Origin of the sequence: Stenotrophomonas sp. 610A2, assembly GCF_030549615.1 — a bacterium.
Classification (GTDB): domain Bacteria; phylum Pseudomonadota; class Gammaproteobacteria; order Xanthomonadales; family Xanthomonadaceae; genus Stenotrophomonas; species Stenotrophomonas pigmentata.
The window spans coordinates 1,136,954-1,162,990 of the sequence record NZ_CP130832.1 but is presented as its reverse complement, the minus strand read 5'-3'; the positions used below and the strand labels follow the sequence as shown (position 1 = coordinate 1,162,990).

At 63.9% G+C, this 26,037-nt stretch carries 20 protein-coding genes, 1 tRNA gene and 4 pseudogenes; 10 read left to right on the top strand and 15 right to left on the bottom strand.

What is annotated here, in order from left to right; all coding sequences use genetic code 11:
• Positions 1–24: 24 nt before the first annotated feature.
• The 7 genes from pth to Q5Z11_RS05090 form a co-directional block, all read right to left on the bottom strand.
• Positions 25–603 (bottom strand): aminoacyl-tRNA hydrolase, encoded by a 579-nt coding sequence (gene pth / locus Q5Z11_RS05120; RefSeq protein ID WP_303749017.1) that lies wholly within the window; start codon positions 601–603, stop codon positions 25–27.
• A gap of 53 nt (positions 604–656) precedes the next feature.
• Positions 657–1,259 (bottom strand): 50S ribosomal protein L25/general stress protein Ctc, encoded by a 603-nt coding sequence (locus Q5Z11_RS05115; protein ID WP_282267139.1) that lies wholly within the window; start codon positions 1,257–1,259, stop codon positions 657–659.
• Between the two features lie 105 nt (positions 1,260–1,364).
• Positions 1,365–2,324 carry a ribose-phosphate diphosphokinase gene (locus tag Q5Z11_RS05110; protein WP_282267136.1) on the bottom strand — a complete coding sequence of 320 codons (960 nt, stop codon included), beginning with the start codon at positions 2,322–2,324 and terminating at the stop codon, positions 1,365–1,367.
• Positions 2,325–2,432: 108 nt separating this feature from the next.
• A tRNA-Gln gene (locus Q5Z11_RS05105) sits at positions 2,433–2,509 on the bottom strand.
• A 3-nt stretch (positions 2,510–2,512) separates the two neighbouring features.
• The gene (ispE, locus tag Q5Z11_RS05100; RefSeq protein ID WP_303749016.1) at positions 2,513–3,391 is read right to left on the bottom strand and encodes a 4-(cytidine 5'-diphospho)-2-C-methyl-D-erythritol kinase; all 879 of its coding nucleotides are present in this window, start codon (positions 3,389–3,391) and stop codon (positions 2,513–2,515) included.
• Entirely contained in the window at positions 3,388–4,047 is a 660-nt protein-coding gene (lolB, locus tag Q5Z11_RS05095; RefSeq protein ID WP_303749015.1) for a lipoprotein insertase outer membrane protein LolB, read from the bottom strand. The genes ispE and lolB overlap by 4 nt, the downstream gene beginning before the upstream one ends.
• Positions 4,044–5,726 carry a tetratricopeptide repeat protein gene (locus Q5Z11_RS05090; protein WP_303749014.1) on the bottom strand — a complete coding sequence of 561 codons (1,683 nt, stop codon included), beginning with the start codon at positions 5,724–5,726 and terminating at the stop codon, positions 4,044–4,046. The genes lolB and Q5Z11_RS05090 overlap by 4 nt, the downstream gene beginning before the upstream one ends.
• A 67-nt stretch (positions 5,727–5,793) precedes the next feature.
• Here Q5Z11_RS05090 and hemA point away from each other — a divergent pair, with 67 nt between their 5' ends.
• From hemA to ppk2, 4 genes are all read left to right on the top strand, one after another.
• Positions 5,794–7,077: a glutamyl-tRNA reductase gene (hemA, locus tag Q5Z11_RS05085; protein WP_303749013.1), complete on the top strand. Its 1,284-nt coding sequence runs from the start codon at positions 5,794–5,796 to the stop codon at positions 7,075–7,077.
• Positions 7,055–8,140: a peptide chain release factor 1 gene (gene prfA / locus Q5Z11_RS05080; RefSeq protein ID WP_303749978.1), complete on the top strand. Its 1,086-nt coding sequence runs from the start codon at positions 7,055–7,057 to the stop codon at positions 8,138–8,140. Before hemA ends, prfA begins: the two co-directional genes overlap by 23 nt.
• Before the next feature lie 216 nt (positions 8,141–8,356).
• Positions 8,357–10,069 carry an O-linked N-acetylglucosamine transferase, SPINDLY family protein gene (locus tag Q5Z11_RS05075; RefSeq protein ID WP_303749012.1) on the top strand — a complete coding sequence of 571 codons (1,713 nt, stop codon included), beginning with the start codon at positions 8,357–8,359 and terminating at the stop codon, positions 10,067–10,069.
• A 41-nt stretch (positions 10,070–10,110) separates the two neighbouring features.
• Complete coding sequence (ppk2, locus tag Q5Z11_RS05070; RefSeq protein ID WP_303749011.1) at positions 10,111–10,908, top strand: polyphosphate kinase 2; 798 nt, start codon at positions 10,111–10,113, stop codon at positions 10,906–10,908.
• A 449-nt stretch (positions 10,909–11,357) separates the two neighbouring features.
• Here the strand turns inward: ppk2 and Q5Z11_RS05065 are convergent, their stop codons facing one another.
• Both Q5Z11_RS05065 and Q5Z11_RS05060 read right to left on the bottom strand, forming a co-directional pair.
• A complete protein-coding gene (locus Q5Z11_RS05065) occupies positions 11,358–11,930 on the bottom strand; it encodes a TlpA family protein disulfide reductase (protein ID WP_303749010.1) in 573 nt (190 codons plus the stop codon).
• Complete coding sequence (locus tag Q5Z11_RS05060; protein ID WP_303749009.1) at positions 11,927–13,201, bottom strand: YihY family inner membrane protein; 1,275 nt, start codon at positions 13,199–13,201, stop codon at positions 11,927–11,929. The genes Q5Z11_RS05065 and Q5Z11_RS05060 overlap by 4 nt, the downstream gene beginning before the upstream one ends.
• Positions 13,202–13,279: 78 nt before the next feature.
• Between Q5Z11_RS05060 and wrbA the strand changes: the two genes are divergently transcribed.
• From wrbA to ybaK, 4 genes are all read left to right on the top strand, one after another.
• A complete protein-coding gene (gene wrbA, locus Q5Z11_RS05055; protein ID WP_303749008.1) occupies positions 13,280–13,873 on the top strand; it encodes an NAD(P)H:quinone oxidoreductase in 594 nt (197 codons plus the stop codon).
• Complete coding sequence (locus Q5Z11_RS05050; protein WP_303749007.1) at positions 13,870–14,214, top strand: DUF2069 domain-containing protein; 345 nt, start codon at positions 13,870–13,872, stop codon at positions 14,212–14,214. The genes wrbA and Q5Z11_RS05050 overlap by 4 nt, the downstream gene beginning before the upstream one ends.
• 337 nt (positions 14,215–14,551) lie before the next feature.
• On the top strand, positions 14,552–15,037 hold the full coding sequence (locus Q5Z11_RS05045) for an asparaginase domain-containing protein (protein WP_282267147.1): 486 nt from the start codon (positions 14,552–14,554) through the stop codon (positions 15,035–15,037).
• A complete protein-coding gene (gene ybaK / locus Q5Z11_RS05040; RefSeq protein ID WP_303749006.1) occupies positions 15,038–15,514 on the top strand; it encodes a Cys-tRNA(Pro) deacylase in 477 nt (158 codons plus the stop codon). It abuts the gene before it with no gap.
• Positions 15,515–15,578: 64 nt separating this feature from the next.
• Here the strand turns inward: ybaK and Q5Z11_RS05035 are convergent.
• The 6 genes and pseudogenes from Q5Z11_RS05035 to sufT all read right to left on the bottom strand — a co-directional run.
• Positions 15,579–15,800: pseudogene (locus tag Q5Z11_RS05035) on the bottom strand (proprotein convertase P-domain-containing protein); the annotation flags it as partial.
• A gap of 132 nt (positions 15,801–15,932) precedes the next feature.
• Positions 15,933–17,690: pseudogene (locus Q5Z11_RS05030) on the bottom strand (S8 family peptidase); the annotation flags it as partial.
• Between the two features lie 448 nt (positions 17,691–18,138).
• Positions 18,139–18,360, bottom strand: a pseudogene (locus Q5Z11_RS05025) (proprotein convertase P-domain-containing protein); the annotation flags it as partial.
• A gap of 144 nt (positions 18,361–18,504) precedes the next feature.
• Positions 18,505–20,238 (bottom strand): annotated as a pseudogene (locus tag Q5Z11_RS05020) (S8 family peptidase); the annotation flags it as partial.
• A gap of 335 nt (positions 20,239–20,573) precedes the next feature.
• On the bottom strand, positions 20,574–21,674 hold the full coding sequence (locus tag Q5Z11_RS05015) for a branched-chain amino acid aminotransferase (protein ID WP_303749005.1): 1,101 nt from the start codon (positions 21,672–21,674) through the stop codon (positions 20,574–20,576).
• A gap of 98 nt (positions 21,675–21,772) precedes the next feature.
• Positions 21,773–22,324: a putative Fe-S cluster assembly protein SufT gene (gene sufT / locus Q5Z11_RS05010; RefSeq protein ID WP_282267108.1), complete on the bottom strand. Its 552-nt coding sequence runs from the start codon at positions 22,322–22,324 to the stop codon at positions 21,773–21,775.
• A gap of 107 nt (positions 22,325–22,431) precedes the next feature.
• On the opposite strand from sufT, the gene Q5Z11_RS05005 reads away from it, so the two are divergent.
• On the top strand, positions 22,432–22,854 hold the full coding sequence (locus Q5Z11_RS05005; RefSeq protein WP_303749004.1) for a hypothetical protein: 423 nt from the start codon (positions 22,432–22,434) through the stop codon (positions 22,852–22,854).
• 155 nt (positions 22,855–23,009) lie between these two features.
• Entirely contained in the window at positions 23,010–25,964 is a 2,955-nt protein-coding gene (locus Q5Z11_RS05000) for a TonB-dependent receptor plug domain-containing protein (RefSeq protein WP_303749003.1), read from the top strand.
• The last annotated feature ends 73 nt before the right edge of the window (positions 25,965–26,037 follow it).

Sequence of the window (26,037 nt, the reverse complement as noted above, 5' to 3'; positions counted from 1 at the left end):
CATTCCGCATTCCCCATTTCCTGCTCACTTGGTGGTGTGCAGACGCTTCATTGCTTCGCTGTAGTCGCCGGCTACCGCCAACGGCATCACGTCGATGGCCGCATCGATGGCCTGTGCCATCAGCACGGTGTCGTCCGGCGACGGACGGCCCAGTACCCAACCCACCACGCGATCCTTGTGACCGGGATGGCCGATGCCAAGACGCAGACGGTGGAACTTGCCATGACCGAGCAGGCGGATGGTGTCACGCAGGCCGTTCTGGCCGCCATGACCGCCGTCAAACTTGAGCCGGGCCACGCCGGGCGGCATGTCCAGTTCGTCGTGGGCAAGCAGGGTTTCTTCCGGCTCGATCTTCCAGAACCGCTGTGCGGCGGTGACCGATTTGCCAGAGAGGTTCATGTAGGTCGCCGGCTTCAACAGCCATACCGGCTGCCCGGCAATCTCGACCTTGGCGACTTCGCCAAACAATTTGCTTTCCAGCGCCCAGCGCGCGCCCTGCCGCTCTGCCAGGGCCTCAACGAAATGAAACCCGGCATTATGCCGGGTCCGGGCGTGTTCGGGTCCGGGGTTGCCCAGACCAACGATCAATCGCAAGCCAGTCATCTGTCAGATACACCTGCTGCGCCCACTCCGAAGAGCGGGCGCAACATAGCCGATTACTCGGCTGCTGCTTCTTCTGCAGCGGCGGTCTTGGCGATGACAACGGCGTCGTCATGGCCCTTGCCCAGCTTCAGAGCCGGAATTTCCACGCCAGCCGGCAGCTTCAGGCCCGACAGGTAGATGATGTCGCCAGCCTTCAGCTCGCCCAGGTCGACTTCGATCGACTCCGGCAGGTCCTTCGGCAAGCAAGCGATCGACACTTCCTTCAGTTCGTGGGTGACCAGCACGTCGGCAGCCTTGCCAGCCGGCGAGGTGTCTTCGTTGATGAAGGTCAGCGGCACCGAAGCGTGCAGCACTTCATTTTCGTTCACGCGCTGGAAATCCAGGTGCATGACCAGCTGCTTGTACGGGTGACGCTGCATGTCACGCAGCAGCACCTTGTGGATGGTGCCGTCGAGGTTCAGGTCGATGATCGACGAGTAGAACCAATCGTTGAACTGGGCCAGCCAGATTTCGTTGTGGTTGAACTGGACCTTCACCGGCTCCTTGTCACCACCGTAAACGATACCCGGGACCACGCCTTCGTGACGCAGGCGGCGGCTCGCACCCTGACCTTGCACGTCACGACGGGCGACTTTGATTTCGTGGGAATTTGCCATTGTTGACTACTCTAGGTTGTTGCATCGCCTCGCGGCGTTGCGTAAAGACTCTTCCGCGACCAGAAGAGCCCGTGATGATCCCCGGCAAGCCGGGGACCGGATGCATCAATCCACGTACATCGAGCTGACCGACTCACCGAAGGCGATGCGGCGCATCGTCTCGGCCAGCATTTCGGCCACGCTGATCTGGCGGATCTTGGGACAGACGCGGGCCACTTCGGAAAGCGGAATCGTGTCGGTCACCACCAGCTCATCGAGCTGGGAGTTGTTCAGATTGTCCACCGCCGGGCCCGAGAGCACGGCGTGGGTGCAGTACGCGGCAACCTTGAGTGCACCGCGCGCCTTGAGGGCGGCAGCAGCAGCACACAGGGTGCCGGCGGTGTCGACGATGTCGTCGACCATCACGCAGGTCTTGCCCTCGACGTCACCAATGATGTTCATCACGGTGGCGACGTTGGCACGCGGACGGCGCTTGTCGATGATGGCCAGGTCGGCATCATCCAGGCGCTTTGCCACGGCGCGGGCGCGTACCACGCCGCCTACGTCCGGGCTGACCACGATCAGGTTGTCGGTGCCGTAGACACGCCAGATGTCGGCCAGCAGCAGCGGCGACGCATAGACGTTATCGACCGGCATGTCGAAGAAACCCTGGATCTGATCGGCGTGCAGGTCGACCGTGAGGATCTGGTCGGTATGCACGGCCGAGAACATCTTTGCAGCAACCTTCGCGGTGATCGGCACGCGCGAGGAGCGCATGCGGCGATCCTGGCGGGCGTAACCGAAGTACGGCACCACCGCGGTGACGGATGCGGCGCTCGCGCGCTTGAGCGCGTCGATGATCACCAGCAGTTCCATCAGGTTCTCGGCGCTGGGAGCACCGGTCGGCTGAACGACGAAAACGTCCTGCTTGCGCACGTTTTCCTGGATCTCGACCTGCACTTCACCGTCGGAGAACTTGGAAACCAGCGCCTTGCCCGGCCTTACCCCGAGTTCCTTGCAGATGCTCTGTGCAAGAGGTTTGTTGGCATTGCCGGAAAAGACCAGCAGGTTCGGGGAATCTTGCATGACAGCTCTCTCGGGCGGGGGCGAGTAGCAAATGGAAACGTGAGTACTGCAGTGATGGCGCAGGTGTGACTGGCGCACATCCATTGCGCTTACAGCGTTGGGAGTGAGTGGCAGGGGCGGTAGGATTCGAACCTACGAATGCCAGGATCAAAACCTGGTGCCTTGGGCCTCTTGGCGACGCCCCTGCATCAAACAATTCCCGTCGTATCCAGCGCATCCAGCAGTGGCGAGCGATCAACGCCCGCAGCTACCCATGCTCGCAGTTGCGGCGGCAACTCCGCCAAAGCCTGCTCTGCAGCAGCGCGTGTGGCGAACTCGACGAAACAACCGCTTCCCGACCCCGTGAGTCGTGCCCGACCAATACCTGACAAGGCCTGGAACGTCGCCTCGATGGCAGGTTCCTGGCGCCGTAGTACCGGCTCGAACGCATTTCCGAGGACGGTCCCGGAAGCGAAGTCCGCTATTTTCACGGGCTTGGCATCCCGCGTCAAATGCTGCGAACGGAAAAGTTCAGCCGTGGGCACATGAACGCCCGGATCCACCAGCAAATACCATGCTTCCGGCAACTCCATCGGCGTCAGCAATTCGCCCACGCCTTCGGCCCAGGCGCTGCGCCCGCGCACGAATACCGGGACATCGGCGCCCAGACGCACACCAAGCGCCGCCAACGCATCCTCATCCAGGCCGGTGCCCCACAGGGCGTTCAGCGCCACCAGCACGGTGGCCGCATCGGAGGAGCCGCCACCAAAGCCGCCACCGGCAGGAATCCGCTTTTGGACCCGGATATCGACACCTTGATCGCAATTGGCCGCATTTTTCAGCGCGATAGCCGCACGAACCACCAGGTCATCGGCCTCGGCAACGCCAGCCACGGACGGGCCGTCGCGACGCACCTGGCCGTCTTCACGCAGGCGCAGGCCAATACGATCACCCCAATCCAGCAACCGGAATACGGTCTGCAGCACGTGGTAACCATCAGCGCGACGGCCGGTGATATGCAGGAACAGATTCAGCTTGGCCGGGGCCGGCCAGTACGACCAGCCCGCAGCATCGTTAACCGCGCTCATGCTGCGTCCGTACCCCATTCATCAACAATCAGACGAACCTTGGCATCGCCATTGACCGCCTCAATCCGGCGCGGCAACGACGGACGCCCCGCCTCGGCCGGATACCAATCCAGGTAATCCACCTGCCAGCCCTGCTGGCGCAGCACCCGTGGCCGGCCTTCGGCGTCAAAGCCAAGGTGCTCCGGGCGTACGCCTGCACTTGGCAGACCACGCACCCACTCGGCCAGCTGGGCGACCGGAATCTCCCAACCTGTGGCCTGCAACAGCAGCTCGCCGGCGTCATCGGCCGTGCGCGTGCCGCCTTCCAGCCCTTCCAGGCGTACCACCTGCCCAGGCGCACCACCGCTGAGCTGCCAGCTCTGGCGGGTAACCGGCGCGGCCAAGCTGACCTGATAGGCCGCCCCCTGTTGCAACCAGTCAATCCGGCCATTGCCGCCGTTACGCCCCTTGCTGATCGCCACCCGGCCCTGGAAAGACCAGTTCGGCTGCGCCTGCAAGGCAGCTTGCCGTTGCTGCTCCGCCGCCTGCGCCTGCGCCGACACCTGCGCAACTTCAGCCGCGACCGGTGCCGCCTGGCGCTTGGGCACCGAACCACAGGCCGCCAGCGTTCCTACCATCAGAAGCGCCAACGGCGCCCGCCACATCATTACGTTCATGCACCCAACTTTTCGATCGCACGCTGCAGCGCGCGGTTATCCGGATCCAGCTTGCGGGCCTCATCGAAGAAGCGCTTGGCTTCGTCCTTCTGCCCCAGCACCCACAGCACCTCGCCAACGTGTGCGGCGATTTCCGGGTCCTTGTTCAAGGTCCAGGCGCGGCGCAGATGCACCAGCGCCTCGTCGTTACGGCCCAGCCGATACAGCACCCAACCATAGCTGTCGACGATGGCCGCATTGTCCGGCTCGGCGACGCGCGCACGGTCAATCAACTCCAATGCTTCCTGATAACGCTGGGTGCGGTCGGCCAGGGTATAGCCCAGCGCGTTCAACGCAGCCACGTTCTCGGGCTCGGCAACCAGCACCTTGCGCAGATCGGCCTCCGCGCGCGGCACATTGTCGTTGCGCTCCCAGGCCAGCGCGCGGGCGTAGAGCAAGGCACTGTCGTCAGGGAATGCAGCCAGGCCGCGAGCCAATACATCCAATTCGGCCTGGGTCTGACCGTCGCGCAGCTGCAGCTCGGATTCGAGCAGATAGGCATCGCGGCGCACGTCGTCATCCAACGAGGTATCGGCCTGCACCGCCTGCACGTCCTTGGACGCCCGCGCCTTGTCGCCCATCAAGTACAGCGCATTGACCGCGCGCAGCTGCGCCTCACCGCGGTGTTCGCCACCGGGCACGCCGTGGTACCAGTCCACGGCCTCCTGGTAGCGTTTCAGGTATTCGGCGATCTTGCCCAGCAGCAGGCGCTGGTCCGGATCGGGCTTGCTGGCCTTGGCCGCGATGTCCTGGTACAGCGCCAGCAACCCGGCATCGTCCTTCTGCTTGGCCAGCAATGAGGCACGCATGCCCCAGCTCTGCAGGTTCTGCTCACCGACGGACAGCACATGCTCGGCAGCAGCGGTTTCGCCCAGCGTGTCATAGGCGATGGCCAGCGCGCCGCGCAGCTCGTCGTCCTTTTCTGCCTTGGGCTCGATGCCCTTGAGCAGGGTCAGCGCCTCGTCCTTCTTGCCGGCCTGGTTGAGCTGGGAAGCATGCAGCAGCGCCACCCGAGGCTCATCCGGGAAGCGCCGGACCACCTCGCCCACCATCCGCCGTGACAGCTCTGGCCGTTCCATGCGCAGGGCCAGCCGGCCAAATTCCTGCCAGGCCTCCAGATCGTTGGGAATCGCATTGGCATCCACCAGCATGCCCAGCACCTGCGCCGGCACCGCCGGGTCTCGCCCACCGGTGGCCAGGGCCAGCAGCGCATAGCGCCAGGCGCGCGGTTCAGGTGAGCGCAGCACCGCCAGCAATTCCTTGCGGGCCAGCTTGGTGTCGCCATTGCGCATGGCCAGCGCACCGCGGGTACCGCGCACCGCTACCGAACCGGGGTCGCGCTGTGCCCACAGGGCCAGCGCCTGCTCGGCGCGGTCGGCGTCATCGGCCAGCATGGCGATGCGGGTGGCACGCTCGGCCAGGCCTACGTCGCCCTTGGCCTCCTGGGCCGCCTGCAGGTACCAGCGGGCGGCATCGGGCAGCTTGCCAGCCTGCAGCGAGAACTCGCCGGCCAGCACCGGGGTCAGCGGCAGGCCTTCGGCGGCCAATGGCGCCTGAACCGGCGCAGCCGGGGCCGCCAGCACCGGAAAAACCGGCAGGGAAAGCAACAGAACGGTGCATATGCGATTGAATACGGGCATCTGACGCAACCGGGCCGTAAAATGGCGGCCTTCAACAGCCAGCAGCTTATCGCAAGCAACTGAACAGATGACCCTGTGGGTGCTCGGACTGAATCACCAGACTGCGCCGGTAGAACTGCGCGAACGGGCTGCCTTTGGCGGAGACGCCTTGCCGCGCGCGATGGATTCACTGCGGCAGACCCCGCAGCTGGCCGAGGCGGTCCTGCTCTCCACCTGCAACCGCACCGAGCTGTACGCCGTTGCCGAGGACAGCAAGGCCTTGAGCCACTGGCTGGAACACCATGCCGGCAGCCTGCAAGGCTATCTGTACCAGCACAGCGACGGTGAAGCCGTACGCCACCTGTTCCGGGTCGCCACCGGGCTGGATTCAATGGTGCTGGGCGAGCCGCAGATCCTGGGGCAGGTCAAGGACGCCTGGGCGCTGGCCCACGACAGCGGCGCAATTGGGCAACAATTGGATCGGTTGTTCCAGCAGACCTTCTCCGTGGCCAAGCGTGCCCGCACCGACACCCGCGTCGGCGCCAATCCAATCTCGGTGGCCTCCACCGCGGTGCGGCTGGCGCAGGACTCGTTCGCGCGCATGGATGAATCCACCGTGCTGCTGGTGGGCGCCGGCGAAACCATGGAGCTGGTCGCCAAGCACCTGAGCGACGCCAAGGTGAAGCGACTGCTGATCGCCAATCGTACCGTCGCCAATGCGCAGGACCTGGCCAGCCGTCACGGCGGCGTGGCGCTGCCACTGGCCGAACTGGAGCGTCACCTGGGCGAAGCCGACGTGGTGTTCTCAGCCACCGCCGCGCGCGAACCGGTGATCCTGCACCGCCAGGTCGCCAACGCACTGCGCCTGCGCCGGCACAAGCCGATGCTGCTGTTCGACCTGGCCGTGCCGCGCGATATCGAAGCCGAGGTTGGCAAACTGGCCGATGCCTATCTGTACACCGTGGATGACCTGGAGCGGGCGGTGGAAGAAAACCGCCGTGGCCGCCGCGAGGCCGCCGCCGAAGCCGAATCCATCATCGACCTGCAGGTCACCCGTTACCTGGACAACCTGCGCGCCACCCGCCTGCAGGCACCGATCCGGCAGCTGCGTGCGTTTGGCGAGGCAACCCGCGCCGAGCTGCTGGCCAAGGCCCGGCAGCAGCTGGCGCATGGCAAACTGCCCGACGAAGTACTGGAGCAGCTGGCGCACGGCCTGACCAACCGCCTGCTGCACCCACCCACTGCCGCCCTGCGCCAAGCCGCGCAAGATGGCGACACCGACCTCACCCGCGCCGCCGAGCGCCTGTTCCCGGCAACGCCCGGGTATCACCACCCTGTTGCGAGGAATGATGACGCCGACCCTGCGCCGTAAGCTGCTGGCACTGGCCGAGCGCCGAGAAGAACTGGAACGCCTGCTTTCCGACCCCGACGTGGTCGCCGACAACGAGCGCTTCCGCAATTTTTCCCGTGAGTTCTCGCAACTGGAACCCATCGCCACCGCGCTGGCCAACGAGGCCCGCGCACTCGAGGACCTGGCCTCGGCCGAAGCCATGCGCGCCGATCCTGAACTGCGCGAGCTGGCCGAGGAAGAAATCAGCGCCGCCCAGGCCCGCTTGCAGGCGCTGGACGAAGAACTGGCGCTGCTGCTGGTGCCACGTGACCCGCGCGACGAAGGCAACCTGTTCCTGGAAGTGCGCGCCGGCACCGGCGGCGACGAGGCGGCGATCTTCGCCGGCGATCTGTTCCGCATGTACGCCCGCTATGCCGAGCGCCAGGGCTGGAAGGTGGAAATCGAATCCGACAGCCCCGGCGAACACGGCGGCTACAAGGAAATCGTGGCACGCGTGGTTGGCCGCGGTGCCTATTCCAGGCTGAAGTTCGAATCCGGCACCCACCGTGTGCAGCGCGTGCCGGCCACCGAATCGCAGGGCCGCATCCACACTTCGGCAGCGACGGTGGCGATCATTCCCGAAGCGGATGATGTCGAAGACGTGGTGATCAATCCGGCAGACCTGAAGGTGGACACGTTCCGCTCCTCCGGCGCCGGTGGCCAGCATGTCAACAAGACCGAGTCGGCGATCCGCATCACCCACATTCCCAGCGGCGTGGTGGTGGAATGCCAGACCGAGCGCAGCCAGCACGCCAACCGCGACAAGGCGATGAAACGCCTGAAAGCGCAGTTGCTGGATGCCGAACGCAGCAAGCAGGCCGCAGCGCAGGCCGAGTCGCGCCGCCTGCAGGTAGGCAGTGGCGACCGCAGCCAGCGCATCCGAACCTACAGCTTCCCGCAGGGCCGCATCACCGACCACCGCGTCGAAGGCCTGACCCTGTACGACCTGCCCAACATCATCGAAGGCGGCCTGGACGACCTGATCGCACGCCTGCAGCACGAGCACCAGGTGGATGAGCTGGCGCGTTTGGCGGAAGGGACGTAATACGCCCTCTCCCTTATGCAGCACAGGCTTTGCTCCCTCCCTTATGCGAAGCATAGGGGAGGGCTGGGGAGGGGTAGCTTTGGCTTTGGCTTTGGCTTTGGCTTTGGCTGCTGCCTCTGGATTTGGCCTTGGTCGCCAGCCCAGAGCAAAATCAACAGCTCCCCCTCCCCAACCCTCCCCTGCGCTGCGCGCAAGGGAGGGGGCAAAGCAAGCACTATGACCAACGCCCTCAACGAACGCGACCAGCTCCGCCATGCCGTCAGCCGCCAACCCGGTGACTTCATCGCCTGGGTGATGCTGGCCGACGCGGAACTTGGCGCAGGCGATATACGTGCAGGCGAAGCGGCGGCATCAAGGGCGCTGCAACTTCGCCCTGAGCACCCCGAGGCGCTCGCCCGCCTCGGCCGCGCCCGCTGGATGCAGGGCAAACACGACGACGCAGCGGCACTGCTGCAGCGCGCCTGCCAGCTCGCCCCGCAGCACCCGGGCATGGCCTTGTGGCTGGGTCACGTATTGGAAGATGCCAACCAACCCGAAGCTGCCGCCGAAGCCTATCGACGCGCGCATGCCTTGGCACCGGATGAGGCCTATATGGCCGCGCAGCGCCTGAACTGGCAGCGCCGGCTCTGCGACTGGCGCGATCTGGATGCGCTTTCACAGCAGGTGCGCCGTGCCGTCGCGCAGGGCAATCCTGCCGTCGAGCCCTTCGCCTTTCTCAGCGAAGACGCCAGCACCGCAGAACAACTGGCCTGCGCACGGCAACGCGCCAGCGTGCTGGCCGATGCGATTCCTCGTCTGCCAGCAGCACAGGTGCGTACACAGGGCGCGCTGCGCGTGGGCTTCCTTTCCAATGGCTTCGGTGCGCATCCGACCGGCCTGCTGACAGTGGCGCTGTTCGAGCAGCTGCGCGCACATCCACAACTGCAGGTACACCTGTTTGCACTCAACCGCGATGACGGCAGCGGCATTCGCCAGCGCCTGCGTGCCGCTGCAGATCAGCTGCATGAAGTCAGCGGCCAGCCACATGCAGCTATCGCACAACACATCCGCAACGCCGGCATCGACCTCTTGTTCGATCTGCGTGGCTGGGGCGGCGGCGGCACGCCAGAAGTCCTGGCCATGCGCCCTGCCCCGCTGCAACTGAACTGGCTGGCCTATCCTGGAACATCCGGCGCGCCGTGGATCGACTACATCGTGGCCGATGACTTCGTGCTGCCGCAGGATGCGGAATCAGGCTTCAGCGAAAAGGTGCTGCGCCTGCCGCGCGCCTTCCAGCCCTCGGACAATACCCGCCAGATCCAGGCCCCACCCTCGCGCAGCGACTGCGGGCTACCCGAAACCGGCGTGGTATTCTGCTGCTTCAACAACAGCTACAAGCTCAATCCGCGCAGCGTGGAGCGTCTGCTGCAGGTGTTGCTTGGCGTACCCGGCAGCGTGCTGTGGTTGTTGTCCGGGCCGGGCAAGGCGGATCAGCGGCTGCAGGACGTTGCCCGTCTGCGCGGCCTGGACCCGGCGCGACTGGTATTCATGCGCAAGCTGCCGCATCCGCAGTACCTCGCGCGTTACCAGCATGCCGATCTATTCCTGGATACACATCCGTATAACGCGCACACCACGGCATCCGACGCCTTGTGGGCCGGCTGCCCCGTATTGACCGCGCCCGGCACCAGCTTTGCCGCACGGGTGGCGGGCAGCCTCAACCATCACCTCGGCATGGACGAAATGAATGTCGCCGATGACCAGGCGTACGTCGCGTCCGCAATTGCGCTGGGCAACGACGCAGCCGCCCTGCAGGCCACCCGCCAGCGGCTGGCCGAGGGCCGCGAGCGCAGCAGCCTGTTCGACATGGCCGGCTTTGCCAGCGACCTGGCCCAGCTCCTGCAACAGCTGGCCGGCAGGCACGGCTGGCGCGGCGCAGACATTGGCTGACATGCGATTGGGTTAGGCTCGGCATTCCACAAGGAGTGATCATGGGCAAGCTCAAGCGCAAACAGTACGAAGCGTTGCTGGAACCGATGCAGCTGGAACTGGCCAACATGGCGCGCTGGGCCCAGCACTGCGGGCAACGCGTGCTGGTGTTGTTCGAGGGCCGCGACACGGCCGGCAAGGGCGGCGTGATCCAGGACATCGCCAAGCACGTCAATCCGCGCCAGTGCCGGGTGGTGGCCTTGCCCAAGCCCAGCGAACGCGAAGACAGCCAGTGGTATTTCCAGCGCCATATCGCGCACCTGCCGGCCGCCGGCGAGATCGTGCTGATGGACCGCAGCTGGTACAACCGTGCTGGCGTGGAAAAGGTGATGGACTACTGCACCGATGCGCAGTACAAAAACTTCCTCAAGCAGGCTCCCGCGTTCGAGAAACTATTGGTCGACGATGGCATCCTGCTGTTCAAGTACTGGCTGTGCGTCGACCAGGAGCAGCAGGAAAAGCGCTTTGCCGAGCGCCGTGACGATCCACTCAAGGGCTGGAAGCTGTCACCGATCGATCTGAAATCGCGGCAGGAATACAACGCCTATACGCAGGCCCGCGAAGCCATGCTGGAAGCAACGCACACCACGCATGCACCGTGGACGCTGGTGGATTTCAACGACCAGAAGCACGGCCGCCTGACCCTGATCCGCGACCTGCTGGATCGCCTACCGGATACCCACATCGACGAACCGGTGGTCGAACTGCCACCGCTGCCAGGCAAGCCGAAGAAAGAAAAGTACGGTGTGGTGAAGCCCATCCCAGCGTTTGCAGTGGACGAAGAAGCAGCCAAACCATAGCGCACGCCCGTCCCACTGTAGTGCCGAGCCATGCTCGGCAGGGGCATTACCGATCACGCTGCAGAAACGACGTAAATCGCGACGCTGGCATTGCGTGGAGAGCTGAAAAGCTCCCCCTCCCCAACCCTCCCCTTCGCTACGCGAAAGGGAGGGAGTGCATGCCTCGCAGCACCGTAGTGCCGAGCCATGCTCGGCAGGGGCATAACCGATCACGCTGCAGAAACGACGTAAATCGCGATGCTGACATTGCGTGGAGAGCTGAAAAGCTACCCCTCCCAAACCCTCCCCTTCGCTGCGCGAAAGGGAGGGAGCAGGAGCGGCGCCGCGACCATCTGGCAGATTGCCGAGAACCGCCCCCTCCCTTTCGCGCAGCGAAGGGAAGGGTTGGGGAGAGCGCTCTTGGCTTCAAAGCTTTTCGCTTCAGCCTCGAAATTTCGATCCCGCGCTCCTCAAACCGCCTTGCCCCCAGCCGCCACAATCGCCTGCTCGATCTCCTGCGCATTTACCGGCCCCAGGAACTGCCTGGCGACCTTGCCATCGGGCGCGATCAGGTAAGTCATCGGCAAGCCACGCGGCGTGGCGAAATCCTTGGGCGGACTGAAGGTATCGATGATGGCGATCGGATAGGCCACAGGATGCTCCTTCAGGAACGCCTGCATCTCATCCAATTCGATGTCTTCATAAGCCAGCCCTACCACTTCCACATTGCTGCGCATCGCATGCAGCGCCGACAACTCCGGCATTTCCTGCAGGCAGGGCGCACACCAGGTGGCCCAGAAATTCACCACTACCCACTGCCCACGGTGACTGGCCAGATCATAGGTCTTGCCGTCGACGGTCGGCACCTGCAGCTGCGGTACCTCGACGGTCTGCTGGACCACGCCGGGCTGCGTCGCTTCTGCGGCAGCCGGTGCTGCGTCTGGCGCGGGTGCCGGTGCCGGTGCTGCGACCGGTGCCTGCCCAGGCTTGCACGCAGCCAAGCTCAGCGCCAGCAGCGCGACGGGAACAAACTTCTTGATCATCGACTCTCTCCGCGCTCTACATAGATGTCATCCACACGGCGCTTGAGCAATTCGCGCAACGGCAGACGTAGTTGATCCAGGGCATCGCAGGCCGCTTGCCCGAGGCTGTCCTCGCGCATCGGCAGGTATTCCTCTGCAGCCGGAATACGCAGCTGCGCGCTTTCATACAGTTCATGCAGGCTGATGCTGTCCAGGTCGCGGGCCAACAGCCATTCATCGCGCTCGTCACGGCGCAGCACACCAATAACTTCCATCTGTTCCAGCAACTGCTGCAGCAGTGAATCGGTGAGCATGGGCTCCAGCAGCAACAGCTGGTCTTCATCCAAGCCCCGCCCTTGCTGCCGCGCCTCGCGGAAGCGCCCCAACAGACGCAGCAAGCCATAAAGCTCGCAGCCCTGTGGCAACCGCATTGCCGCTGGTTGATAGCGGAAGGCGGCGATCGAAGAGGCCAGCGACGCGCCCAGCAATACCGACACCCAGCTCAGGTAGATCCACAGCAACAGGATCGGTACGAAGGCCACCGTGCCGTAAAGCTTCTGGTAAGACTGGAAGCTGCCCAGATACAGGCCCATGCCCCACTTCACCAGCTCCAGCATCAACACCGCCAGCAGCGCACCGGGAATGGCGTGCCGCCACTTCACCGTGTGGTGCGGCACCACCCGGTAGATCAGCACCACGCAGACGAATTCGATCAGCACCGGCGCCAGGCGCAGGCCAAGATCGGCCAGCCAGCGGCCCTCGGTGGTGCCGAACAAGGGCAGCGACAGCACTTTGGCCGAGATCGCCAACGAGGCGGCGGCCAGCAAGGCACCCAGGGTCAACACCGTCCAATAGACCAGGAAGCGGGTCAGCTGCGGCCGCGCCGAGGCCACCCGCCAGATCCGGTTGAAGGTCTGTTCGACGCTGTTGAGGGTGATCAGCAGCGACACCACCAGGGCCAGGAAGCCGGCGGCGGTGAGCTGCCCGGCGCTGGCCGAGAACTGCTTCAGGTAACCCTCGGCTGCACGCGCCGCCGAAGGTACGAAGTTGGAGAACACATAGTCGCTGAGCGCCTCGCTCCAGCGATCGAACATCGGGAACGCCGACAGCACACCGAACACCACGATGGCCAACGGCACCAGCGCGAACACCGTGGTGTAGGCCAGCGAGCCAGCGGCCTGGAACAGGCGGTCATCGAGGAAGCGCTTCCACAGGAAACGGCCGAAGCTGACGTTGCGCGCCCGGTCTCGCAGGCGCTCCATCCATAGGTTGAGTGAATCCAGAGGTTCCATTCGGCAAGGGTACCCGATGCAAAGCGCGGGCCGCATCGTTGATACTGCCGGTTCCTACAAGAGTGAGTGAACGGTGCGATGGCGGAGATTCTGGTGCTTTACTACAGCCGCGGCGGTTCGGTGGCCCGGCTGGCGCGGCAGATCGCCCGCGGTATCGGCGAGGTGCCGGGCATGAGCGCCCGCCTGCGCACGGTGCCACCGGTCGCCGCCGTCACCCAGACCAGCGCCCCGCCTGTGCCAGATGACGGCGCGCCCTATGTGGAGATCGCCGATCTGGCCGAATGCGATGGCATCGTGCTGGGCAGCCCTACCCGTTTCGGCAACATGGCCGCGCCGGTAAAGCATTTCCTCGACGGACTGGGCGCGGAATGGGTCAACGGCACCCTGGCCGGCAAGCCGGCCGCGGTATTCACCTCCACCGCCTCGATGCACGGCGGCCAGGAGTCGACCCTGTTGTCGATGCACCTGCCGCTGCTGCACCACGGCTGCCTGATTGTTGGCATCCCCTTCACCGAGCCGGCGCTGAGCCACACCAGCAGCGGTGGCACGCCGTATGGCGCCAGCCATGTGGCCGGCAGCCAGGATGATCCGCAACCCACCGACGATGAGGCCGTGCTGGCACGGGCATTGGGCCGACGGGTGGCCGATATCGCCCGGCGCCTGACGCAATGAGCAGCCGCAGCCGCGACCTGATCCTGGCATTGGCGCTGGCGCTGTTGGCCGGGCTGTATGCGTGGTGGTTCCGCACCGACCGTCATCTGCTGGCGGTGGCCTTGGTGTTCGTGGCGCCGCCGGTACTGTTGCTGCTGGGTGTATTGGCACAGCGCGCGGTCGCGCGCTTCTGGGCAGGCGTTCTTGCGCTGTTCTGGTTCAGCCACGGCGTAATGAGCGCCTGGAGCCATCGCGATACCGCCCTCTATGCCTGGATCGAGATCGTCCTGGCGCTGCTGATCGTGGCCCTGGTCAGCATCCCCGGCATGCGCGCCCGTTTTGCCGCCAAGAAGGCCCGTTAGCCCCAGCCAGCCCGGCGGGGGCGTTGCCGGCAATCCCTCCCGGTAGAGCCGAGCCATGCTCGGCTTGGGCGTTACCGACAATCCAGTTTGTGGGAGCGGCGTCAGCCGCGAAGCTGGCATTCCTGAAACTGCGGGCAAGCTGGTGATCTGGCGGGCCGCCGGTTTCGCGGCTGACGCCGCTCCTACAAGGTGCCGATGATTCCCAGGGCAAGCCCCAGCCGGGCATGGCTCGGCTCTACCTGCGTGACCTGACGTGGCCCGGCGTCGCTTACGGCATTATCATTTGTGGCATCGCGGCCTGTGCCGCTGGCAGTCACCGCAAGGATTTACCGCAATGATGGAAGAACTCCTGATCGTCACCACCGGCGGCACGATCGACAAGATCTACTTCGACGACAAGTCCGATTACCAGATTGGTGATCCGCAGATCGGCATGATCCTGCGCGAGCTGGGCGTGACCTTCCGTTTCAACGTGATTCCGATCCTGCGCAAGGACTCGCTGCACATCAGCGACGACGACCGCGAACTGATCCGCGCCACCATCGCCGCGCAGCCGACCCGCCACGTGCTGGTCACCCACGGTACCGACTCGATGGTCGCCACTGGCAAGGTGCTGGCCACCATCCCCGGCAAGACCATCGTGATGACCGGTGCACTCAGCCCGGCGCGCTTCCGCGGCTCCGATGCCGAGTTCAACATCGGCTGCGCGATCGGTGCGGTGCAATCGCTGCCCGAAGGCGTCTACATCGCCATGAACGGCCGCATCTGGAATCCGGAGAAGGTCCGCAAGAACGTCGACGCCAATCGCTTCGAATCGCTGTAAGTGGCAAGGAGCACCCGCGCAACCGCCGCACTGGACAAGGCCGGCATCGCCCACGGCGTGCATGCCTATGACTACTCGGCAGATGTCGACAGCAAAGGGCTGGCGGCAGCGCAGGCGCTGGGCATCGCGCCCGCGCAGATGTTCAAGACGCTGATGGCGTGGGTGGACAAGCAAGCGCTGATCGCAGTCATTCCCTCCGATCAGCGCCTGTCCCTGAAGAAGCTTGCCGCCCATTGCGGCGGCAAGCACGCGCAGATGATGGAAGTACCCGAGGCCGAGAAGCGCAGCGGCTACAAGGTTGGTGGTATCAGTCCTTTCGCACAGCAGCGACCGGCCAAGGTGGTATTCGCCGCCAGCGCTTCGCAGCACGACACGCTGTACATCAACGCCGGCCAACGCGGCCTGCTGCTGGATATCGCTCCCGCTGATGCGATGCAGGTCCTGCACGCCAGTTGCGCCGATATCTGCGAAGACTGAGTGCCCTCACCGGCATGAGTCCGACGATGTCGGACTCATCCACGGTGGCAAGCGTTGCCTTGGGCTAGAACGTGATCGACCAGCCATTGAGACGCCCGGTATCGCCAGTAGCCTTGTCGTTGACCCTTAGCTTCCAGATGCCATTCAAGGCCTCGCTGGACAGATCAACCTCGAAGGTCTGTTTGATGTCATCGGCACTACCACCTTCGTAGTTGCTCAGCAGATAGGCACGGCCACCGGGCGCGAGCAACTCCACCTTCAGATCACCACGCCAGCTATGGCTGATATCCACTATCACCGGAGTCGCTGCTGGCGCATTGGCAGTGCGCCCGGTTACGCTGATCGTGCTCTCCACCGTGGTGTTGTCGAGGATGTCCAGCCCCTCGCTGCTGCGATAGGTCTGCGCCGGCACCAGACCCCAGCTGGCCCTCAGGCTAACGCCCGAGTAAGCCGTGTAACCGGTCAACATGACATGGTAGGTGCCTGCAACAGGTGTAGGGATGCTGCAGCTTTCTCCATTTCCGCCGCGGAATGGGCGGCAATCATAACGGGAGGCGGTTGGGCGACTTGCCGCACGCACATACAGATCCGCATCACCGCTGCCGCCGGCAATGCTGATCAACAGGTTCGACGCCGCTGCCGGCAGCTGCACCTGGTAATAGCGATTGCTGCCCTTGCTGGCAGCCAGATCGGTCAGCGGCACCCCGTTGAACAGCTCAACCACCGGCTCGGGCTCGGGATCCGGCGGCAATGTGCCGCCCATCGCCATTGCCACAGCTGCCTGCGCGTTGACGATACCGATGCCTATATCCCGATCTGGTGTCATTGGAAATGGCGTTGCCGTCGCCTTGATCAAGGCCTCGATCTGCGCGGGAGTTCGCGCTGGACTGGATACCTGTTGCACCAGCGCCACAACGCCAGCCACATGTGGCGTCGCCATCGAGGTTCCACCGTGGAAAGCGTAGCTCTCGCCCGCGGGCCGCTTACTGCCGGTATTTAGCGTGGAAAGTATGTTGCTACCCGGTGCCGCCACATCCACCAGCGGGCCGTAGTTCGACTGCTGGGTACTGCTCCAGATCGAACGTTTGCCGGCACTGTCGCTGGCACCAACGGCAATGACGTTGTCGCAATTGGCCGGGGAGGCATTGGTCACATTGACGTTGCTGTTGCCAGCCGCGATCACCAGCGTAGTGCCCCTGCCTACCGCGCGATTGATCGCGTCCTGCATTGTGCTGCCGCAGGCACCATCGCCGCCAAGGCTGAGGTTGATGACCTCGGCCGGGTTGCCATTCTGCGGCACGCCTGTCACGTCTCCGCCCGCCGCCCAGACGATGGCATCGGCGATATCCGAGGTGTAGCCGCCACAACGACCCAGCACGCGCACCGGCAGAATCCTCGCTCCTGGCGCAACGCCTGCAACCCCCTTGCCGTTGTTGGTCACCGCCGCCACCGTTCCTGCCACGTGCGTACCATGCCAACTGGAGTTCTGCGGGCCATGACTTCCACCGCATTGATTGGCTGTCACCCAATCGCCCGGATCACTGGCGTCGCCATCACGGCCATCCCCGTCATTGGCCATGGCAGTGTCGCTGATGAAGTCATAACCCGGCAGGACGTTTGCGCTCAGGTCGCTGTGGCGGGCGATACCGGTATCCAGCACTGCCACCACCACACCCTCCCCGGTCGCGTTGTCCCACGCCTGTCCAGCCTTGATGCCATAGGTGCCGGACAAGCCCCACTGCTCGCTGAAACGTGGGTCATCAGGTATGGCGTGAATGGTATGCCGCCGATCAATCTCGACGTACTCGACATCGCGATCTGCCGCCAAACGGTGCATCAGCGCTGCGGCCTCGATGCGATCCAGCGGAGTGTCCACCTGCAACAGATCCGCACCTACCGCCAACCGGCGCAAGTGCTGCAGGGCGCTCGCCTTGCCGGCGCGTACCGGCAACCCACGTGACGCTGCAGCCAGTGTCTTCCCACCTACGATTCCAGCCTCTGCGGTGGCGCTTCCTTCGCGGAATTTGACGATGAAGCGTTGATGCACTGGCTCGGCCTCCAGACCCGCAAGCCGCACTTCACCGGCCAGCGCGGGCATGCACAGCAACGAAGACAGCGAAGCGGTTCCAACAGCCAGCAACCCATGGCAAAGCCTATGGCGCGATATGGACGACATCTTTGAATCCTTCTGCATGGAGAGATGCCGCTGATGCGGCGCCCGTTCTGCCAGGCATCCCAGTGCGGTGCAGTCACCACCGGGGCAGAACCACCCGGATCAGCCTGTTGCCGATCCGTTTGCCGACAGTAGGCATTGCGCCAGAGCGCTCCCATCGGAGTACTACTGAAAGCGCTGTCCCGGACGCAGTCTTGAACTGCCACTGCATCGGTAGGGAAAGAGCACGCCGCATAGCGCATCAGCGTCTGCGCCAACGCCGGCTTCCAACGCCCTTTGCACAATTAGGATCGAACGATCCATCCACGGCAAACATGCCGGCCAGCACCGCGTGTCAAAAGCCATCAGCAGCCAAACAAAAGCCCCGGCGAGAACGCCGGGGCCTGATCACATCACAACAACATCATGGTGCCTTCAATCAACCACCAGATGCACCTGCAACCTGATCAACTCAGAACCTGATCGACCAGCTGTTGATACGACCGGTATCACCGCTGGCCTTGTCGTTGACACGCAGCTTCCAGCTGCCATTGAGTGCTTCGCTGGACAGGTTCACGTTGAAGGTCTGCTTGATGTCATCCGCGCTGCCACCGGCATAGTTGCTCAGCACATACACGCTGCCGTCCGGCGCCACCAGATCCACCTTCAGATCCCCTTTCCAGGTGTGGCTGATGTCCACCGTCACCGGCGTCGATGCCGGTGCATTACCGCTGCGCCCCGAGACGGCGATAGCGCTTTCCACGGTGGCGTTGTCGACGATGTTGACCGCAGTTGCGTTGCTGTAGGTCTGCACGCCACCGCTGCCGCCACCGGTACTCCAGCTGGCCTGCAGGCTTACACCCGAGAATGCCGAGTAGGCGGACAGCATCACGTGATACGTACCCGCTACCGGAGTTGCGAAAGTGCAGCTCTCCGCATTGCCGGTCTTGTACGGGCGGCAATCGTAGGTGGCGGTGGTCGGCTGGCTGCCGGCACGCACATACATGTCGGCATCACCGCTGCCGCCGGAGCTGGCGATCACCAGGTTGCTCGCACCTGCAGGCACCACCACAGTGAAGAACTGGGTGCTGCTGGCCGCACCGGAGAGCCCGGTAATCGGCACGCCGTTGTTCAACACCGTGCCACCCGGGTTCGGATTGCCACCGCCGTTGGCTGCATCCACCACTGCCTTGGCATTGAGGATGCCGGGGCCGATGCTCTGCGACGGCGTGGACGGGAACGGGGTGACATTGGCCTTGATCAGCGCTTCCACCTGCGCCGGCGTCTTCGGCGTGGTTGAAACCGCCTGCAGCAATGCGACAACACCAGCCACATGCGGGGTCGCCATCGAAGTGCCGTTGTAGGACGCATAGCTTTCCGCGCCCGGCGTGGTGGTACCGCTATTGAGCGTGGACAGGATGTTGGAACCCGGCGCGGCGATGTCGATCAACGCACCGTAATTGGAGAAGCTCGAGCGTGCGCCGGTGCTGGTCGTCGATGCCACTGCGATCACGTTGTTGCAGTTGGCCGGCGAGGCGTTGGAGACATTGGTGTTGTCGTTGCCTGCTGCAATCACCAAGGTGGTGCCGCGGCTGACCGCGCCATTGATCGCCGCCTGCGTGGTGCTGCCGCAGGCACCGGAGCCACCCAAGCTGAGATTGATCACCTCGGCCGGATTGGCATTGGCAGGCACGCCGGACACCGTGCCACCGGAGGCCCAGATGATGGCGTCGGCGATATCCGAGTCGTAGCCACCGCAGGTGCCGAGCACACGCACCGGCACGATCTTGGCGCCATACGCCACGCCGGCAACGCCCTTGGCATTGTTGGTGACAGCGGCAATCGTGCCGGCCACGTGCGTGCCATGCCAGCTGGAACTCTGCGCGGCATGGGTGCCGCCACACTGGTTGGCGCTTACCCAATCACCCGGATCGCTGGGATCGTTGTCACGGCCGTTGCCATCGTTGGACACCGTGGTGTCGTTGATGAAGTCGTAGCCCGGCAGCAGATTGGCGGCCAGGTCGCTGTGGGCGGTGATGCCGGTATCCAGCACCGCAACCACCGAGCCAGCGCCATTGGTGACATCCCAGGCCTGGTTGGCCTTGATGCCGTAAGTACCCGAATAGCCCCACTGCTCGCCATAGCGGGTGTCGTTCGGGGTCAGGCGGATGGTGTTGAGACGATCGACTTCGACGTACTCGACGTTCGGATCGGCAGCCAGCTTGCGCATCAGGGTTTCGGCGTCGGCGCGATCCAGCTTGGTATCGGCGCGGACCACGTCCGAACCTACCGCCAGGCGCCGCAGATGCTGCACGCCGATGCTTTTACCAGCGCGCGCCGGCAGTGCGCGGGCGGCGGACACCAGGCTTTTCTGCAGGGCGGCATCGCCTGCAGCCTGACGGCTGTCCTGACGGTATTTGACGATGAAGCGCTGATGCGTCGGCGCGGAATCCAGGCCGGCCAGATGCACATCACCGGCCCAGGCCGGCGCACACAGAAGCAGGGACGACAACGAAGCAGTGCCAACAACCACCAACCCACGAACGAGCGTACGGCGCGATTTGGATGACATTGATGAGCCCTTCCACAGTGAGAGGAAACCGCTTGCGCGGCATGCGTCCTACCCGGGGCCCTGCCAGATTCGAAGAGGTTGCTGCTGCCCGGGTAGAACTACCCGAACCAGTCCCCTGTTACCGATCCGTGGGCGGACAGTAAATGGCGACTGAATCAATGACAAGAGCGTTACAACAGAAACTGTTGCTCCGTCACGTTTACGTAAGTGAGTGATTCGTAAAGATTATTTACTTATTCCTTGATACAGCTGGGCTGCGCGGGTGGGTGTACGGACAAAGAAAAACCCGCTGCGGACAGGCCGCAGCGGGTTCTCTACCTGCCCGAACAGGTCGCTCAGGCGTCCAGGCGCACCAACCAACCGTGACGGTCCGGCTGACGGCCGTACTGGATATCGGTCAGTTCCTTGCGCAGCGACATGGTCACTTCGCCGGCCGGCGCATTGAGGTCGCCGACCGAGAAGTCCTCGCCCTTGAGCTGGCCGATCGGGGTGATCACCGCAGCGGTACCGCAGGCAAACACCTCGGTGATTTCGCCCGAGCTGACGCCCTGCTTCCACTCGTCGATGGTGACCTGGCGCTCTTCCACGTTCATGCCGCGGTCGCGGGCCAGCTGCAGCAGCGATTCGCGGGTGATGCCTTCCAGGATGCTGCCCGACAGTGCCGGGGTGACCAGCTTGTTTTCCTTGCCGTAGACCAGGAACACGTTCATGCCGCCCAGTTCTTCCAGGTACTTGCCCTCGACCGGGTCGAGGAACAGCACCTGCGAGCAACCCTGCGCCTGCGCCTGCTGCTGCGGCAGCAGCGAAGCGGCGTAGTTGCCACCGCACTTGGCCGCACCGGTGCCACCCTTGGCAGCGCGCGCGTAATCGGTGGACAACCAGATAGCGACCGGTGCAACGCCCTTGGCGAAGTACGGGCCGGCCGGGCTGGCGATCACGTAATACGTCGCCTTGTGCGCACCGCGCACGCCGAGGAAGGCTTCGTCGCCGATCATGAACGGGCGGAAGTACAGGCTGGCTTCATCGGCATCGGACACCCAGTCCTTGTCCAGCGCGACCAGCTGCTTGAGCGATTCGACAAAGATGTCAGCCGGCAGCTCCGGCAGCACCAGACGGCGCGCGGAGCGCTGCAGGCGTGCGGCATTGGCTTGCGGACGGAAGGTCCACACCGAACCGTCCGCGTGACGGTAGGCCTTGATGCCTTCGAAGATTTCCTGGCCGTAATGCAGCACGGCAGCGGCCGGGTCCAGCGAAATCGGGCCGTACGGCGTTACCGCCGCGTTGTGCCAGCCGGTGTCCTTGTCCCAGCGTACGGCCACCATGTGGTCGGTGAAGTGCAGACCAAAGCCCGGCTTTTCCAGGATTTTGGCGCGCTCCTCGGCGCTACGCGGATGGTCCGAACGGGTGACATCGAAGCTCAACGAAGACTGGGACACCGGATAATTCCTTCCAGATTGCGGGATGGGACAGCCCCGGCGCCACAGCGGCGACGGGGGTGCAGCACAAACCGTCACCGGCAGCCGCCGGCGCGGCCTTACAGCATGCCAGTTTCCAGGCGCGCCGCCTCGGACATCATGTGGCGGCCCCACGGCGGGTCGAACACCAGGTCGACGTCGGCCTGGGCCACCGTCGGAATCATCTCCAGCTTGCTGCGCACGTCGTCGACCAGGATCTCGCCCATGCCGCAGCCCGGTGCGGTCAAGGTCATCTTGACGTCGACCTCGCGCTGGCCGTCGTCCAGATGCTTGATATCCACTTCGTAGATAAGCCCCAGATCGACGATGTTGAACGGAATTTCCGGGTCGAAGCAGGTCCGCAGCTGTTGCCACACCAGCTTCTCGACCTCCTCGTCGCCAGCGTCATCGGGCAGTTCCAGCCCCGGCGGCGGCTCCTTGCCGATGGCGTCGCCGTCCTTGCCGGCGATACGGAAGAGATTGCCTTCGACAAACACCGTATAGCTGCCACCCAGTGCCTGGGTGATGTAGCCATAACTGCCGGCCGGCAAGGTCACGCTATCGCCCTGCGGCACCATCACGGCCGGGCAATCACGCTCAAAATGGACTGGTTCACTGCTACGCGAATACATGGAGATGGATATGGGGACGCGGTGGCTACCCGCAATGGCCCCATTTTATCCGACTGGGCGCACTCGCCGCTGAAACGCTATGCTGCGGAATCTGTTCGGGAATGCCCATGTCGCCTGTTTCCACCTCGGCCAGCCGTACCCGCCACTGGCTCTGGCCTGTTTTGTTGCTGCTCGGAAGCCTCACCCTCACTCTCGCCTGGATGCTGGCCGCCTTGGCCACCGGCACCCAGGCCGGCTGGATGGCGATATTGGCCGCGCTGGAAGCGGCATGGATGCTGCGCTTGGGGACCTTCCGCGCAGGCCCGGCACGCATCGCCGTTGCCGTCCTCGCCACCCTGCTGATCGCCGTGGCCGCCAACTGGCTCATCGCCGCGGCCTATGTGGGTAGCCCGATGGGGCTGACGCCATGGGAATCTGCACTGCGGATGGGCCCGCATTTCGCCTGGACGCTGCTGTCGCTGGCCAATGGCCTGGGCGAGCTGATCTGGCTGGGTATCGCACTGCTGGTAGCCTGGCGCGTGGCACGCTGAATCCCGGTTGATCACGGTCTCGGTAAGAGGCTGAATGGACAACTCACACAAAATGTCAGTTTTTGCACATTGCCACGGACCTGATCCGCACAATCGCTGCAGTTAAAAATTCGTAATTTCGTGACTCCCTCGCACCACTTTGCGGAGAGTCATACGTGAGTATTCAGCCACTGAGCCAAGCTGTTCGCCTCGCACTGTTACCAATTTCGACTGCCGCCCTTGCTCTGGGAGCAACGGGCAGCGTCCTCGCACAGGACACCGCACCCAAAGAAGAAGCTACCAACCTGGACCGCATTCAGGTCACCGGCTCGCGCATCAAGCGCGCCGACCTGGAGACCTCCAGCCCCGTCTTCACCATCGACCGGCAGAACATCGAGAGCTCAGGCGCTGCCACCGTCGGTGAATTCCTGCAGCGCACCCCGGCCATCGCTGGCGCGGCCACCAATCCACAGGTCAACAACGGCGGCGGCGCGGGCGCGGCCACGGTCGACCTGCGCGGCCTGGGCGTCAACCGGTCGCTGGTGCTGGTCGACGGCAAGCGCTGGATCGGCACCATCTCCAACGCCAATGGCGCGGTGGACGTGAACTCCATCCCGATGGGCCTCATCGAACGTGTCGAAGTACTGAAGGATGGCGCCTCGGCGATCTACGGTTCCGACGCCATCGGCGGCGTGGTCAATTTCATTCTGCGCAAGGACTTTGAAGGCGTGGAGGCGAGCGCTTTCTACGGCATATCCTCGCGCGGTGACGCCGATACCCAACGCTTCGATGCCACCTTCGGCCTGGCCGGAGAAAAAGGCCGCATGATGTTGGGTGCGAGCTATGACAAGGAAGACTCGGTCAGCGCCGCAGATCGCACCTACTCGAGCCAGCCCTACCAGCTATATGCCGGTGAAAAGGGTATCGGCGGCACCAGCCGTATCCTGACTGGCCGTTATGTGGTGCCGCGCGATGTCGCGATAGCCCGTGGCACTACGTTGGATGCGAACTGCGCCCAACCCAGCGGCACAAATCCCAACCCCAACGTCGTACTGACCCGCATCGACGGACGGGCTGGTACAGCAGGGTCGGACTTCCGCTGCTTCAATGGCAACACCGACACCTACAACTTCCAATCCGACGGCAACCTCAACCTGACACCGCAGGAGCGCACCTCGTTGTTCATGAGCGGCAATTACCAGCTCACCGACAACATCGAGGCCTTCGTGCTGGGCTCATGGTTGCGAACCGAGTCCTCGTTCTTCATCGCGCCGCTGCCCTTCGATGGCCGCGCCGATGTCGACAATGTGCCAATCAGCAAGGACAGCCTCTACAACCCGTTCGGCGTAGACATCACCGACGCGCGTCTGCGCCTGCGTGATTTCATCCCAACCCGCACGACTCGCTTCGAAACGGAGACCTACCAGATCACCGGCGGCCTGCGCGGCGTATTCGGCGACAGCACCTGGAGTTGGGATGCTTCTTATGGTTACGGCCGCACGCCGCAGTCATCGACCGTGCGAGGCTACCTGATCGGCCAGGGCCTCACCGATGCTTTGGGGCCGTCGATGATCGACCCGGTCACTGGCAACCCCATCTGCGTGCGCACCGCCGGCAATGCCGCAACCGCCATCAATGACTGTATCCCCGTCAATTTCATGGGCCCGGCTCCTGACCCCAGCACCGCAACCGGCCAGGCCCAGCTTGCAGCTCTGGAGCTGATCAATCCGACCATTCACAGCACCAGCGAGAACGACCTGAAGGTCTTCAATGCCAACGTCACCGGCGATCTGTTCAGCCTCCCGGCTGGTGCCGTCTCGCTCGCGGTTGGTGCCGAGCGCCGTATCGAGTCAGCGTCCTCCAGCAGCGACTTCCTGACCATCATCCCGCCAGGCAAGACGGTCTGCCGCATCACCCAGGAAGCCTGTACCGGTGGCGACATCAACGGCGAATTCGACGTAAATGAAATCTACGCAGAAGCGCTGATCCCGTTGCTTGCGGACGCCCCATTCGCCGAGAAACTCAACGTCTCACTCGGCACCCGCTATTCGGACTACTCCAACTTCGGCGGCACCACCAACTCCAAGATCGGCGTGGAATGGAAGCCCTTCGCCGACCTGCTGGTCCGTGCCACCTATGCCGACGTCTTCCGCGCCCCGACCATCGGCGATCTGTACTCGCCGACAGTCCCAAGTGCCAACACCTATTCAGACCCCTGCAATGGTTACGAGGGAGGCAACCCCGCCGCATGTGCCGGTGTGCCAACCGATGGTACGTTCCGCCAAAGCAACAACCAGGTCACTTCGTTCCAGGTCTCCGACCCCAACCTGCAGCCCGAAGAAGGCGACGTGCTGACGTATGGTTTCGTCTATAGCCCGAGCTGGCTGGAAGGATTCAGCGTCACCGCCGACTATTGGCGGGTGAAGCTGGATCAGTTCATCGTCAACCTGCCGGAGAACATGCTGCTCAACCAGTGCTTCAATTTCGGCCGGTTCTGCGACACGTTCATCCGCGATGCCAATGGCGACGTCGCACAGATGACCAACAAGATCGGCAACTTCGGCTCCATGAAGACGTCGGGCATGGACCTTGGCTTCCGCTATCAGCTGCCGGAAGGCGCATGGGGTAAGTTGGTCTGGAATCTGGACACCACCTACCTGGCAGAATACGAAGTACAGCTGGTTTCCGGCGACCCAACCAGTGATGTCGGCGCGTTCCCGGGCATTCCAGGCAGTGTCGGCCTTGCCGGCACCTTCGTTGACAACGCCTCGTCGGGCTTCGGCAACATGGCCCGCTGGCGCGCGCTGAACGACCTGACGTGGTCGCTTGGCAACCTCAGCGCCAGCCTGACCACCCGCTACGTGCACCATGTATATGAAGCACCTGACGTGGCCGATGTCACCGAGCCAGGCTATGTGGCCAGGCGCCGGGTGCCGTCCTTCACCCAGACCGATTTCCAGATCGGCTATCGCTTCGAGGACCTGAAGAACAGCTCCATCCAGATCGGCGTGCGCAATCTTACTGACCGCCAGCCGCCATTGATCTATTCTGGCTTCAACGCCTCGACGGACATGCGGACCTACGATGCAATCGGCCGTTTCTACTGGATGCGCTGGACTGCCCGTTTCTGAGTCCGGACCAGCAACACCGGCATCCGCTGCGGCTCCTGCCGCAGCGGATGTTCATGGCAGCGATCTGCGGCAC